At 41.7% G+C, this 13,007-nt stretch carries 16 protein-coding genes and 1 pseudogene; all 17 read left to right on the top strand.

Going from position 1 to position 13,007, the window contains the following annotated elements; all coding sequences use genetic code 11:
- The first annotated feature begins 206 nt into the window (after positions 1-206).
- The 17 genes and pseudogenes from mobT to DXA18_RS14895 all read left to right on the top strand — a co-directional run bounded on the left by mobT (position 207) and on the right by DXA18_RS14895 (position 12,567).
- The gene (mobT, locus tag DXA18_RS14975) at positions 207-1,403 is read left to right on the top strand and encodes a MobT family relaxase (RefSeq protein WP_117613853.1); all 1,197 of its coding nucleotides are present in this window, start codon (positions 207-209) and stop codon (positions 1,401-1,403) included.
- Positions 1,404-1,415: 12 nt separating this feature from the next.
- A complete protein-coding gene (locus DXA18_RS14970; protein WP_117613852.1) occupies positions 1,416-1,550 on the top strand; it encodes a DUF3789 domain-containing protein in 135 nt (44 codons plus the stop codon).
- The gene (locus DXA18_RS14965) at positions 1,551-1,772 is read left to right on the top strand and encodes a hypothetical protein (RefSeq protein ID WP_003060793.1); all 222 of its coding nucleotides are present in this window, start codon (positions 1,551-1,553) and stop codon (positions 1,770-1,772) included.
- Positions 1,773-1,848: 76 nt separating this feature from the next.
- Positions 1,849-2,321 (top strand): annotated as a pseudogene (locus DXA18_RS17545) (GNAT family N-acetyltransferase).
- Positions 2,322-2,422: 101 nt separating this feature from the next.
- On the top strand, positions 2,423-2,719 hold the full coding sequence (locus DXA18_RS14955; protein WP_074038079.1) for a conjugal transfer protein: 297 nt from the start codon (positions 2,423-2,425) through the stop codon (positions 2,717-2,719).
- The gene (locus tag DXA18_RS14950) at positions 2,638-3,141 is read left to right on the top strand and encodes an antirestriction protein ArdA (RefSeq protein ID WP_118384534.1); all 504 of its coding nucleotides are present in this window, start codon (positions 2,638-2,640) and stop codon (positions 3,139-3,141) included. Before DXA18_RS14955 ends, DXA18_RS14950 begins: the two co-directional genes overlap by 82 nt.
- A 17-nt stretch (positions 3,142-3,158) precedes the next feature.
- On the top strand, positions 3,159-3,662 hold the full coding sequence (locus DXA18_RS14945; protein WP_002323345.1) for an antirestriction protein ArdA: 504 nt from the start codon (positions 3,159-3,161) through the stop codon (positions 3,660-3,662).
- A 119-nt stretch (positions 3,663-3,781) separates the two neighbouring features.
- On the top strand, positions 3,782-4,180 hold the full coding sequence (locus DXA18_RS14940; RefSeq protein WP_004843362.1) for a conjugal transfer protein: 399 nt from the start codon (positions 3,782-3,784) through the stop codon (positions 4,178-4,180).
- Positions 4,158-6,608 carry an ATP-binding protein gene (locus tag DXA18_RS14935; protein WP_118384533.1) on the top strand — a complete coding sequence of 817 codons (2,451 nt, stop codon included), beginning with the start codon at positions 4,158-4,160 and terminating at the stop codon, positions 6,606-6,608. The genes DXA18_RS14940 and DXA18_RS14935 overlap by 23 nt, the downstream gene beginning before the upstream one ends.
- On the top strand, positions 6,608-8,794 hold the full coding sequence (locus DXA18_RS14930; RefSeq protein WP_118384532.1) for a CD3337/EF1877 family mobilome membrane protein: 2,187 nt from the start codon (positions 6,608-6,610) through the stop codon (positions 8,792-8,794). Before DXA18_RS14935 ends, DXA18_RS14930 begins: the two co-directional genes overlap by 1 nt.
- Entirely contained in the window at positions 8,791-9,798 is a 1,008-nt protein-coding gene (locus DXA18_RS14925) for a bifunctional lytic transglycosylase/C40 family peptidase (protein ID WP_118384531.1), read from the top strand. Before DXA18_RS14930 ends, DXA18_RS14925 begins: the two co-directional genes overlap by 4 nt.
- Before the next feature lie 16 nt (positions 9,799-9,814).
- Positions 9,815-10,726 carry a conjugal transfer protein gene (locus DXA18_RS14920; protein WP_117836047.1) on the top strand — a complete coding sequence of 304 codons (912 nt, stop codon included), beginning with the start codon at positions 9,815-9,817 and terminating at the stop codon, positions 10,724-10,726.
- Between the two features lie 139 nt (positions 10,727-10,865).
- Positions 10,866-11,180 (top strand): DUF6442 family protein, encoded by a 315-nt coding sequence (locus tag DXA18_RS14915; protein WP_117614266.1) that lies wholly within the window; start codon positions 10,866-10,868, stop codon positions 11,178-11,180.
- The gene (locus DXA18_RS14910; protein ID WP_117614267.1) at positions 11,180-11,386 is read left to right on the top strand and encodes a helix-turn-helix transcriptional regulator; all 207 of its coding nucleotides are present in this window, start codon (positions 11,180-11,182) and stop codon (positions 11,384-11,386) included. The genes DXA18_RS14915 and DXA18_RS14910 overlap by 1 nt, the downstream gene beginning before the upstream one ends.
- A gap of 10 nt (positions 11,387-11,396) precedes the next feature.
- Positions 11,397-11,621, top strand: coding sequence for a hypothetical protein (locus DXA18_RS14905; RefSeq protein WP_117614268.1), 225 nt, complete (start codon positions 11,397-11,399; stop codon positions 11,619-11,621).
- A gap of 278 nt (positions 11,622-11,899) precedes the next feature.
- Complete coding sequence (locus DXA18_RS14900) at positions 11,900-12,319, top strand: RNA polymerase sigma factor (RefSeq protein ID WP_015552791.1); 420 nt, start codon at positions 11,900-11,902, stop codon at positions 12,317-12,319.
- 2 nt (positions 12,320-12,321) lie between these two features.
- Positions 12,322-12,567: a helix-turn-helix domain-containing protein gene (locus DXA18_RS14895; protein WP_117614269.1), complete on the top strand. Its 246-nt coding sequence runs from the start codon at positions 12,322-12,324 to the stop codon at positions 12,565-12,567.
- Positions 12,568-13,007: the final 440 nt, after the last annotated feature.

Below are 13,007 nucleotides of genomic sequence, written 5' to 3'. Positions count from 1 at the left end.
CGAAAGGCGACGGCACGGACTAGCCGTTGCTGGTGTGGCGTAAGCCACGCCAGCAGGTAAAACCCCTCGGTATCTAACAGAGGGGTACGTTTGCAAATAGACAATAGACAAAAAACATAGGAAACATAAGGCTTCTGGCATGGTTTCCTAGCAAAAATCGACTGTGAAGTCGCCTAAAAAAACTTCACACTTTACAGATTGGGGGTATGGTTCTGAATGAAGAACAATGGATAAAAAAATTACGGGAGAAACGGATTGCTTACGGTATCTCACAAGGCAGGCTGGCGGTGGCTTCTGGTATCACAAGGGAATATCTCAACAAGATAGAAAGCGGAAAAATGAAGCCGTCAAAGGAACTTCTGGAAACTCTGCATAAAGAACTGGCAAGGTTCAATCCAGAAGCACCGCTTACCATGCTGTTTGATTATGTGAAAATTCGTTTTCCCACGCTGGATATACAGCACATCATCAAAGATATATTAAAATTGAATATCAATTATATGCTCCATGAAGATTACGGACATTACAGTTATACGGAGCATTATTCTTTAGGGGACATCTTTATCTATACGTCGGCTGACAAAGAAAAAGGTGTCCTTTTAGAGTTAAAGGGGCGTGGTTGCAGGCAGTTTGAAAGTTACCTGCTGGCACAGCAAAGAAGCTGGTATGACTTCCTCATGGACGCACTCGTAGACGGTGGCGTGATGAAGCGTATCGACCTTGCTATCAACGACCATACGGGCATTTTGGATATTCCAGAGCTTGCGGAAAAATGCAGGAAACGGGAATATATCGGAAAGTCCAGAAGTTATAAGTTTTACCAGTCGGGCGAGCTTATCAAGCACAGAGAGGACGACAGAGAATATATGGGACGAACCCTTTATCTTGGTTCGCTGAAATCAGATGTGTATTTCTGTATCTATGAAAAGGACTATGAGCAGTACGTCAAGTTAGGGACACCTCTGGAAGAAGCCGACATTATCAATCGTTTTGAGATACGGCTTCGCAATGAACGTGCCTATTATGCAGTACGAGATTTACTGACCTATTATGACGCAGAGCAGACCGCCTTTTCTATCATCAACCAGTATGTGAGGTTTGTTGATGAAGAACCAGACAAGCGAAAAAATGACTGGAAACTCAATGACCGCTGGGCTTGGTTTATCGGCGATAACAGACAGAGCTTGAAGCTGACGACAAAGCCAGAGCCTTACACCTTAGACCGCACGTTGCGTTGGGTACAAAGGCAGGTAGCACCGACCTTGAAAATGCTGAAAAAGATTGATAAGGGAAACGGTACAGACTACATGGAAACAATCGAACAGCAGGCAAAGCTCACAGAAAAACATGAAATGATAATCAAACAGCAGACGACCCCTGCAAAAGATTTGGTGGAAAGTTAGGAGTGATAAAGAATGTGGGAATTGTTGAAAGACTTATTGCTGGTATCTGTGGGAATGGGTATCGGAGTAGTCATGATGTGTATTGTATCAGTCGGCAAGGAAGCTGACTGTGAAATGATGAAATTAAAAGAAAGCGAGGACAATTAAATGAATTTCGGTCAAAATTTATATCAATGGTTTTTATCAAACGCACAGAGCTTGGTGCTTATGTCGATCGTGGTTATCGGTATCTACTTAGGTTTCAAGCGTGAGTTTTCCAAACTTATCGGCTTCTTGGTAGTTGCCTTAATTGCTGTCGGCTTGGTATTCAATGCTGGCGGTGTGAAAGATGTACTGTTAGAGCTGTTCAATAAAATTATCGGTGCTTAAAATTTTGTTGTAATGCTTATATGTGAATGGTATAATTGGGGTATGAAAAAAGATAAAATAGATTTGGAGTTAAGCTATGGATTATGTCATACGGGAAATAAAAAAAGAAGAATATGTTTTACTCAATGACTTTTTGTATGAAGCAATTTATATTCCAGACGGTGTTGAGCCACCACCTAAATCAATAATTAACTGTCCAGAATTACAAGAATATGTTTTTGAATTTGGAAAGCGAAAAGATGATAGGGCTTTAGTTGCGGAAGTTCAAGGAAATGTCGTGGGTGCTATTTGGGTACGAATAATGAACGATTACGGACACATTGACAATGATACACCATCCTTGCTATGTCTGTTTTTCAAAAGTATAGAGGACAAGGGATTGGAACTTCATTATTGCAACAGTTATTGTCAATGGAAAAATCTTTTGGATATTCAAAAATTTCCTTATCTGTTCAGAAAAATAATTATGCAGTAAAAATGTATAAGAAAGCAGGTTTTCTTGTTGTTGATGAAAATAGCGAAGAATATATTATGACCGCAACTCTATAACAGATAATCTAGTTTACAATTTCATATCCATACACACAAAGCAGTTAGTCTTAGGATTGACTGCTTTTTTCTTACCTAAAATTTCAGATTGGAGTGATGAAATGAACGATATTTTTAAGGATATGCAGGCAAAAGTCGGCTGTGAATACATTTCCGACCTGCCCTCTTACAAGCGTAAGGTGTGGCATGAAATGAAACGGCTGAACCCTGCCGACTATGAAGAAAGACAGTTAGAAGATTTTTCTAAATATGTGTTTGGTATCTCATACCAGAACTTAAAAGATGTGATGAACCAACAGAAAGGACGTGAGGAACAATGCAGGAAACAAGGGTACTGGTGGAAACGAGAGGAACAACTGACGAAGAAACAATATCATACTGGTTCGACCTGCCGATAGATGTTGCCGAGTTTGAAGAAAAGTTAGGTGTCGGTGCAGAAAGTGGGGATTACTGTATTATCGAAAAGGTGTTGCCTTATGCTGATGAAGTTCACGAACATACAAGCGTGTATCAGCTCAACGAATTAGATTTTATGTACCGCCAGCTTTCAAGTGATATGCAGGAAGAATATGTATCACTTCTGACCGTATATGACAATTTAGAAACACTTTATCTTTGCAGGAACGTGATTACGGTTTATCCCGACTGCAAAAGCATGATAGATGTTGCAAGGCAAAAGCTGATGAACGACCCGACGTTCAAACATTTATCCGAGGACTGTCAAGAATATTACTTTGACTTTGAAGCCTACGCTTCTCACTTGCAGGAACACGGGAAATTTTTAGTAACAGAACACGGTATCTTTGAACTGCCAGAGTAGGAAATGAGGTGGTGCTTATGATTGATGATATGGCGGTTTACATTGCTAATCTTGGCAAATACAATGAGGGCTATTTAGTCGGTGCTTGGTTCACGTTTCCTATTGACGAGGAAGATGTGAAAGAAAAAATCGGCTTGAATGAACAGTATGAGGAATACGCTATCCATGATACCGACAACTTTCCCATTGCGATTGGCGAGTATGTTTCCATTGAAGAACTCAATGAGATGTATGAAATGATAGAGGAACTTCCCGACTATATCGTAGAGTGTCTGGACGAATTTATCAGCCACTATGGGACGCTGGAAGAAGTCGTGGAACATAAGGACGATATTTACTATTATCCCGACTGTGAAACCATGACAGATGTTGCCTACTACTACATAGACGAATTGCAGGCACTTGGCGACATTCCACCCAGCTTGCAGAACTACATTGACTATGAAGCCTACGGGCGAGATTTGGATATGGGCGGTTGCTTTATTGAAACAAGCCGAGGTATGTGCGAGATACCATATTAACGCTGGAAGATCAGCGACAAGCATTGTTGCTACTGACAGCGTATTTCTCTTTTAAGGGACAGTCTGAAACATGGCTGTCCTTTTCTCTTTGAAGAACTTACGAAAGGAGCTGAAAGAACTTGAAAAAGATTAAATCTTATACGGGTATCTGGAACGTGGAAAAAGTCTTGTATGCAATCAATGATTTTAACTTACCCTTTCCCGTTACCTTTACACAGATTACATGGTTTGTGATTACAGAATTTATCATCATTCTGTTTGGGGATATTCCCCCACTTTCCATGATTGAGGGAGCATTTCTCAAATATTTCGGTATTCCCGTTGCTCTCACTTGGTTTATGTCGCAGAAAACCTTTGACGGAAAGAAGCCGTACAGCTTTTTGAAATCACAGATAACCTATGCCCTGCGACCAAAAATCACTTATGCAGGAAAAGCCGTAAAACTGCATAAGCAGACCTTAAATGAAACAATCACGGCAGTAAGGAGTGTGAACTATGTTCCCGATAAAATATATTGACAATAACCTTGTCTGGAACAAGGACAATGAGGTGTTCGCCTATTATGAGCTGATACCGTACAACTATTCTTTCTTATCCGCAGAGCAGAAATTTATCGTGCATGACAGTTTCAGACAGCTCATTGCACAGTCCCGTGAGGGAAAAATTCATGCGTTGCAGATTGCCACAGAAAGCTCAATTAAAAGTATGCAGGAGCAGTCAAAGAAGCTGGTAACGGGAAAATTAAAGGAAGTTGCCTATCAGAAAATAGACGAACAGACCGAAGCGTTAGTATCAATGATTGGGGACAATCAAGTGGACTACCGCTTTTTTCTTGGCTTTAAGCTCATGGTTACGGAAGAACAGCTCAATCTGAAGAATATTAAAAAATCGGCGTGGCTGACGTTCACGGAATTTCTCCATGAAGTGAACCATACGCTGATGAATGATTTTGTTTCCATGCCGAATGATGAAATCAACCGTTACATGAAAATGGAAAAGTTACTGGAAAATAAAATCTCCCGTCGCTTTAAGGTGCGTCGCTTGGAAATCAATGATTTTGGGTATCTCATGGAACATCTTTACGGCAGGGACGGTATCGCCTATGAAGATTATGAGTACCAGCTACCAAAGAAAAAATTGAAAAAAGAAACGCTGATAAAATACTACGACCTTATCCGTCCGACAAGATGTGTGATTGAGGAAAGCCAGCGATATTTACGCTTGGAACATGAGGACAAGGAAAGCTATGTGTCCTACTTTACCGTCAATGCGATTGTGGGCGAGCTGGATTTTCCGTCCAGTGAAATCTTCTATTTCCAGCAACAGCAATTCACATTCCCCGTTGATACTTCTATGAATGTAGAAATCGTGGAAAATCGGAAAGCATTAACGACAGTCCGCAACAAGAAAAAGGAATTGAAAGATTTGGATAATCACGCCTATCAAGCTGGAAGTGAAACCAGCTCAAATGTGGTGGACGCTTTAGACAGCGTGGACGAGCTGGAAACGGACTTAGACCAGAGCAAAGAAAGTATGTATAAGTTAAGCTACGTCATACGGGTGTCTGCACCTGATCTTGACGAGCTGAAACGCCGTTGTGATGAAGTCAAGGACTTTTACGACGACCTCAATGTAAAGCTGGTGCGTCCTGCTGGGGATATGCTGGGGCTTCATTCTGAATTTTTACCAGCCAGCAAGCGATATATCAATGACTATGTGCAGTATGTAAAATCAGATTTTCTAGCAGGGCTTGGTTTTGGTGCGACACAGCAGTTAGGAGAAACTACGGGTATCTATATGGGCTATTCTGTTGATACGGGAAGAAATGTGTACCTGCAACCGTCCCTTGCCAGTCAAGGTGTAAAAGGTACAGTTACCAACGCTTTAGCGTCTGCTTTTGTCGGTTCGCTTGGCGGTGGGAAATCGTTCTGTAACAATCTTCTGGTATATTACGCGGTGCTGTTTGGCGGTCAAGCACTTCTGTTAGACCCTAAAAGTGAGCGTGGAAACTGGAAAGAAACACTTCCAGAGATAGCCCATGAAATCAATATCGTAAATCTTACCAGCGACAAGGACAATGCAGGACTTCTTGACCCATTCGTGATTATGAAGAATGTAAAAGACGCTGAAAGTCTGGCAATCGACATCTTAACATTCCTTACGGGTATTTCTTCTAGGGACGGCGAAAAATTCCCCGTGTTACGAAAAGCGGTTCGTTCCGTTACCCAGAGCGACAGTCGGGGCTTGCTCCATGTGATAGACGAGCTACGCCGTGAAGATACGCCCATATCAAGAAATATCGCAGACCATATCGACAGCTTCACAGACTACGACTTTGCACACCTGCTGTTTTCAGACGGTACGGTGGAAAATGCTATCAGTCTGGATAATCAGCTTAATATCATTCAAGTAGCAGACCTTGTGTTGCCAGATAAAGATACCACTTTTGAGGAATACACGACCATTGAATTATTGTCGGTGTCTATGCTGATTGTGATTAGTACCTTTGCCCTTGATTTTATCCATTCAGACAGAAGTATTTTTAAGATTGTAGATTTGGACGAAGCGTGGGCGTTCTTAAATGTGGCACAAGGCGAAACCTTATCAAATAAGCTGGTTCGTGCTGGACGAGCTATGCAGGCAGGCGTTTATTTCGTTACCCAGTCTGCCTATGATGTTTCAAAAGAAAGTCTGAAAAACAATATCGGCTTGAAGTTTGCCTTTAGAAGTACCGACATCAACGAGATAAAACAGACCTTAGAATTTTTCGGTATCGACAAGGACGACGAAAATAACCAGAAACGCTTGCGTGATTTGGAGAACGGACAATGCTTATTGCAGGACTTATACGGACGTGTCGGTGTGGTGCAGATACACCCAGTCTTTGAAGAACTGCTACACGCCTTTGATACCAGACCGCCCGTACAGAGAAATGAGGTGGAGTGATGAAAGAAAGGATAAAAGGTGCGTTCACAAAAAAGAAGATTTTCCACTTTCTCAAAATGGCTCTGTTTGTCGTGGCACTCTCCCTTATCCTGCTTTCACTTTTGGGGACGGTGGCTCATGCGACGGGGCTTGTGGACGATACCATAAACGCAGAAAATCTATATTCAAAATATCCCCTTTCCAACTACCAGCTTGATTTTTATGTGGATAATAGCTGGTCGTGGCTTCCGTGGAACTGGCTGGACGGTATCGGAAAATCAGTACAGTACGGGCTTTACTGCATTACCAACTTTGTCTGGACGATAAGCCTTTATTTAAGCAATGCAACGGGCTATGTGGTGCAGGAAGCCTACAAACTTGATTTTATTAACGATATGGCAGACAGTATCGGAAAAAGCATACAGACCCTTGCAGGTGTTACAGCAAACGGTTTTTCCAGCTCTGGCTTCTATGTTGGTTTCCTGCTTCTCATTATCTTAGTGGTGGGACTTTATGTTGCCTATACGGGACTGATAAAAAGAGAAACCAGTAAAGCACTTCACGCTGTTATTAACTTTGTTGTGGTGTTCGTTCTGTCCGCTTCGTTTATTGCCTATGCTCCCGATTACATCAAGAAGATAAATGAGTTTTCATCAGACATCAGTACCGCTTCACTTGACTTGGGAACAAAAATCATGCTCCCAAACTCTGACAGCGAGGGCAAGGACAGCGTAGACTTGATACGGGACAGCTTATTTTCTATTCAAGTGGAACAGCCGTGGCTACTTCTGCAATTTGGCAACAGCAACGCAGAGGAAATCGGAACAGACCGTGTCGAAGCTCTTGTATCGGCAAGCCCAGAGGACGAGGACGGGAAAACCAGAGAGGAAGTCGTGAAAACAGAAATCGAGGACAACGACAACAACAATCTGACAATACCGCAGGTCGTGAACCGTTTAGGTATGGTGTTCTTCCTACTGTTCTTCAATTTAGGGATAACGATATTTGTATTCTTGCTTACGGGCATGATGTTGTTTAGCCAGATACTTTTTATTATCTTTGCAATGTTTTTACCTATCAGTTTTCTACTTTCCATGATACCGAGTTATGAAAGCATGGCAAAGCAAGCAATCGTAAGGGTGTTTAATACCATAATGACACGGGCAGGAATAACGCTCATTGTAACGGTGGCGTTCAGCATTTCCAGTATGTTTTATAACATATCCACGGACTATCCGTTTTTCATGGTAGCTTTCTTGCAAATAGTATGTTTCGCTGGTATCTATATGAAGCTGGGCGACTTAATGAGTATGTTCTCTTTGAACGCTAACGACAGTCAAAGTATGGGACGCAGGATATTCCGCAGACCATATCTATATTTGGCACATAGGGCTAGGCGTATGGAAAGACGGCTTGCTGGTGCGGTTACTGCTGGCGGTGTTGCTGGTGCGGTGGCAGGTAGCACGATTTCAAACAGAAAACCGACAAGGAACACAGCTACAAAAGACAGTCGGGGCAATACCACTTCCAGCATGGGACAGCGTGCAGGCTCAAAGGTGGGTGCTGTCTTAGATACGAAAAATAAAGTGAAAGACAAGGCAAATGCTGTCAAAGAGAATATCAAGGATATGCCGACACAGACCGCTTATGCGGTGTATTCCGCAAAGAAAAAGGCAAAGTCCAGCGTGTCCGACTTTAAGCGTGGCATGGTGCAGGAACAGCAGTCCAGACAGACGGGACGTTTGGAAAAGCAGGAACAGCATAGACAGAATATCGCTGACAAACGTATGGAGCTTCAAAAGGCACAAGAAGCAAGGCAGGCACAGCGAAAGGCTGACGGATCAGCGACAACGGGAGCTACCCGTCCCCATGAGCGACCAGCCACAGCTTCAAAGCCGAGTGCGGAAAAAATGCAGGAAGTCAAACGCCCTGCCACAGCTCCAACTCCGAAAGCAAGTGAGCCAGTCAAGACGAATGTTATCAAAGAGCGTCCGTTATCTTCTGGTGCTTCTGATAGAAAAGCGACCCAGCCTACACAAACAGTACATAGACAGAATGTAGAAAAAGTGGTATCGCAGGAAACACGCCAGAATTACACAAAAGACCGTAGGACAAAGGTTCAGCAGACGCAAACCGTCCAAAAGAACCAGCAGACAACAGAGAAAACTCCTAACCTTGTGATGAAGAAAGGACAGAAGAAAAAATGAAACTGAAACATATCGCTATCATTGGCAGTCTGTTTCCTGTCCTCTTTTCTCTGGTGCTTTTCTTTGGTGTGTTGATTAGTGCAGACAGCGACGACGAGAACAGCAATTTTTCTTCTGGCATTACGGGTATGAACTTATCCGCAGAAGTCTTGAAACATCAGCCTATGGTAGAAAAATACGCCAGAGAATACGGCATTTCCGAGTATGTCAATGTGCTATTGGCTATCATTCAAGTAGAAAGTGGCGGTACGGCAGAAGATGTTATGCAGAGTTCGGAAAGTCTTGGTTTACCGCCTAATTCCTTAGATACGGAAAGCTCAATCAAGCAGGGGTGTAAGTATTTTGCGTCCCTGCTTTCTTCCTGCAAAAATCAAGGTATCGACGATTTGAATGTAGCGATACAGTCCTATAACTATGGCGGTGGCTATGTGGGATATGTGGCAGGAAAAGGAAAGAAACACACCTTTAATCTTGCAGAGAACTTCGCCCGTGAAAAATCGGGTGGAAAGAAAGTAACCTACACCAACCCGATAGCCGTTGCAAAGAATGGGGGCTGGCGGTATGGCTATGGAAATATGTTCTATGTGGAATTAGTCAATCAATATCTGACCGTGGCACACTTTGATAATGCGACGGCACAAGCGATTATGAATGAAGCGTTGAAATATCAAGGCTGGAAGTATGTGTATGGTGGCAGTAACCCGAACACTTCCTTTGATTGTAGCGGACTTGTGCAATGGTGCTATGGAAAAGCTGGTATCTCCTTACCGAGAACAGCACAAGCCCAGTATGACGCAACCCAACATCTTCCACTCTCGCAGGCAAAGGCTGGGGACTTGGTATTTTTCCATTCTACCTATAACGCTGGTTCGTATGTAACCCACGTCGGCATTTATGTAGGAAATAATCAGATGTACCATGCAGGCGACCCGATAGGATATGCAGACCTAAGTAGTAGTTACTGGCAACAGCACTTAATCGGTGCAGGACGAGTAAAACAATAGAAAGGACTTGAAAAATATGTTTAAGAAGAATAAGAAACAGACAGAAACTATCAAAGAACCAAAAGAAAAAAAGGTGCGTACCGTTAAGGTAGGCACACATAAGAAAGCCGTGATTGCGTTGTGGGTGGTACTTATTGCAAGCGTGAGCTTCGGGGTGTATAAGAATTTTACGGCTATCGACCAGCACACGACCCATGAAAAAGAAATCATTGAACTTCGCTTGCAGGACACCAACGGGATAGAAAATTTCGTGAAGAACTTTGCGAAGTCCTATTACACATGGAATAACAGCAAAGAAGCGATTGAAGCAAGAACGCAGGCAATCAACGGTTATCTGACAAAGGAATTGCAGGACTTGAATGTGGATACCATTAGAACCGATATACCGACCAGTTCCACGGTTACAGATGTGATTGTGTGGAATATCGAACAGTTGGGAACGGACACTTTTTCTGCCACCTACGAAGTAGATCAGCAGATAAAAGAGGGAGAACAGACAAGCAATGTGAAAGCAACCTATACCGTAAAAGTCCATGTGGACGCTGACGGGGATATGGTAATCGTTCAGAACCCTACCCTTGCACCAGCAATCGAAAAATCAGACTATGAGCCTAAGACACCAGAAGCAGATGCAAGTGTAGACGCTGATACTGTAAACGACGCTACCGCATTTCTGGAAACATTCTTTAAGCTGTACCCAACAGCCACAGAAAAAGAGCTTGCCTACTATGTATCTGATAATGTACTTGAACCTATCGGCAGGGACTATCTGTATTCTGAATTGGTAAACCCTATCTTTACAAAGGACGGGGACAATGTGAAAGTCAAGGTAGCGGTAAAATTTCTTGATAATCAGACAAAGGCGACGCAGGTATCACAGTATGAGCTTGTACTACATAAGGATAGTAACTGGAAGATTGTAGGATAAATTATATAGCGTGCATTTCCTAAATGAGATTTGCACGCTGTATTTTTGACAAGTAAACTATGCAAAATAATTGACAACAAAACTTGGCTATGATATATTATGAATGTAAATAAAACTTGGCAAAAAGAGAGGTGCTTTTATGAATAAAGAGGAAGTTTTAGAAAAGGCAAAACTAGAAAATTTTTTAGGCGATGAACGAGAGAAAGAAATACGTACAAAAAGGGACGCATTTTCACTTTGGGGATTGATTATTTTAGGTTGCACTATAATGATAATAAAATTGATTAAAGTGCAATCCCCAGCAGATATAATATCCCTATTTACTTGCACATCAGGTTTAGCATTTGTTTATGAGGGTATCAAACTGAAAAAGAAATTTAGTCTTTTTTGTGGCGGTATTCTATTAGTATTTTCTGCATACTGCTTTTATAAATTTTGTGTGGGGTTATTTTAATGAATGATAAACTGGTGTTAAAAAACAATCTCAAAAAAGTGCGAACAGAAAAAAAACTATCGCAATCAGCTTTAGCGGAAATGGTTGGTGTATCTAGGAATACGATTAGTTCCATTGAAACGGGACAATTCAATCCTACTGCTAAACTTGCACTTATTTTGTGTATTGCACTTGATAAAAAATTTGAGGAACTATTTTATTTTTAGGAGTGATACCATGTTAGGACTTAAAAAACGTGACATAAAAAAAGCATTGAAAGCTGGTGCAAAAGCTGGCGGTGTATCATTGGCTGATGTTCGGGCAGATATTGAAGCAACGATTGATGAAGCTATGAACAGCAACGACCCAGAAGTGCAGGCAAATTTTAAAAAGTATTTTGGAAATAAACGCCCTACACCAGAAGAATATATTTACAAGATTACCAAAAAGACAAAAGTGTAATACAAAACAAGTGCTGTAAGGGGGATTGTATTATGGAACATTTTAAGCGAAATTCTATACAATCATACACTACCTAACAGCATTTTACTAAAAACTAAATATTTTATAGCTCTAATAGCTCGTATAAAACTATATGTTTTGTGCGGGCTTTTTTCATGCCTAAAAAATTTTTTAAATTTTTTCGGTTTCAACTTAACAAATCACACCTGCCGTTCCCTATATGGTGTGGAAAGAGGGATAACTACTTTTCACGTCGTAACGGAAAGGGGGTGAGATTGATGAAACCGTCTGACTTCCAGAAAACAGTTCAATGCCGTTTTGAAAGTTGTTTGAAGAAAGTTGTCCGACATGTTGTTAAGGACTATCAGAAGAAATTAAAACGACGACAAAAGGAAGAAACACTCTTTTGTGAACTTCCAGAAATCGTTGTAGAAAATCTGGCTGTCTGGGACGACTATGATACGGACTATACGATTTTCAACGTATGCGGTAATGATATTCGTGTCTATGATGATGAATTGGCAGAAGCCTTGAAACAGTTGTCCGAGCGTAACCGTGAAACTTTGCTGATGTATTACTTCTTGGAAATGAACAACGAAGAAATTGCAAAAAAGCAGAATATTTCCAGAAGCGGTGTATTCCAAAATCGGCATAACTCATTGGCACTTATGAAAAAATTACTAAAGGAGAAACAGTAAAAATGAAACAAACATTTAAAAAGCCGTCTTACTACTTGCTTTCGCAGGCAATGGACGGGGACGAAAAAGCGATTGAAAAGATACTGGCATTTTATGACCCGTACATATCAAAGTGCTGTTTGCGTCCACTCTATGATGAATACGGCAATGTCTATATTGTCGTAGATATGGAGTTAAAGGGACTTATCAGAGAAGCACTTATCAAAATGATTTTGGACTTTGATATTCCGTTAGAAACCGAAGAATAACAAGCAGTAACCGCAGAGCATGATTTGTTCAATCCCCTCTTTCCTGCTCTGCCCCTGCTTTTATATGAAAGCAATACGCTTTCGCCACAGCTCTTTGACAACTGAATAAAGCAGACAGATACGTTTGTGAGATAGCGAGCCACGGGGACTGTACGCCACGACCTTTTCAAAAGAAAGCGAGCGACCCACGCAGTGATCCGAGAGCGACTGTTGGAAAAGTCGTTTTGCCACGACCTATCCTCACAGGATAATGATACGTCCGCATGGTGCGGTTCTGCCCACAAGAATGGGAATAGTTGAGATACTAACGGAGCTTTCCAAAGCCGTCTGTCTGCTTCTGTAACATTGTGAAAAATACGCATATTGGATAAGCCTATGTGCGTATGTTGAGAATAGATAGCTGACTAAGGGGGCTGATAACTTGGCTAAAAAAGAACCTG

Source organism: Dorea sp. AM58-8 (assembly GCF_003464045.1).
Classification (GTDB): domain Bacteria; phylum Bacillota; class Clostridia; order Lachnospirales; family Lachnospiraceae; genus Claveliimonas; species Claveliimonas ammoniilytica.
Note: the sequence above shows the minus strand (reverse complement) of the source record. Positions and strands in the feature narration are given on the sequence as shown.

Coding starts and splice junctions, on each gene's coding strand:
- mobT (WP_117613853.1), top strand. CDS start 207: ATGGTTCTGAATGAAGAACAATGGATAAAAAAATTACGGGAGAAACGG.
- DXA18_RS14970 (WP_117613852.1), top strand. CDS start 1,416: ATGTGGGAATTGTTGAAAGACTTATTGCTGGTATCTGTGGGAATGGGT.
- DXA18_RS14965 (WP_003060793.1), top strand. CDS start 1,551: ATGAATTTCGGTCAAAATTTATATCAATGGTTTTTATCAAACGCACAG.
- DXA18_RS14955 (WP_074038079.1), top strand. CDS start 2,423: ATGAACGATATTTTTAAGGATATGCAGGCAAAAGTCGGCTGTGAATAC.
- DXA18_RS14950 (WP_118384534.1), top strand. CDS start 2,638: ATGCAGGAAACAAGGGTACTGGTGGAAACGAGAGGAACAACTGACGAA.
- DXA18_RS14945 (WP_002323345.1), top strand. CDS start 3,159: ATGATTGATGATATGGCGGTTTACATTGCTAATCTTGGCAAATACAAT.
- DXA18_RS14935 (WP_118384533.1), top strand. CDS start 4,158: ATGTTCCCGATAAAATATATTGACAATAACCTTGTCTGGAACAAGGAC.
- DXA18_RS14930 (WP_118384532.1), top strand. CDS start 6,608: ATGAAAGAAAGGATAAAAGGTGCGTTCACAAAAAAGAAGATTTTCCAC.
- DXA18_RS14925 (WP_118384531.1), top strand. CDS start 8,791: ATGAAACTGAAACATATCGCTATCATTGGCAGTCTGTTTCCTGTCCTC.
- DXA18_RS14920 (WP_117836047.1), top strand. CDS start 9,815: ATGTTTAAGAAGAATAAGAAACAGACAGAAACTATCAAAGAACCAAAA.
- DXA18_RS14915 (WP_117614266.1), top strand. CDS start 10,866: ATGAATAAAGAGGAAGTTTTAGAAAAGGCAAAACTAGAAAATTTTTTA.
- DXA18_RS14910 (WP_117614267.1), top strand. CDS start 11,180: ATGAATGATAAACTGGTGTTAAAAAACAATCTCAAAAAAGTGCGAACA.
- DXA18_RS14905 (WP_117614268.1), top strand. CDS start 11,397: ATGTTAGGACTTAAAAAACGTGACATAAAAAAAGCATTGAAAGCTGGT.
- DXA18_RS14900 (WP_015552791.1), top strand. CDS start 11,900: ATGAAACCGTCTGACTTCCAGAAAACAGTTCAATGCCGTTTTGAAAGT.
- DXA18_RS14895 (WP_117614269.1), top strand. CDS start 12,322: ATGAAACAAACATTTAAAAAGCCGTCTTACTACTTGCTTTCGCAGGCA.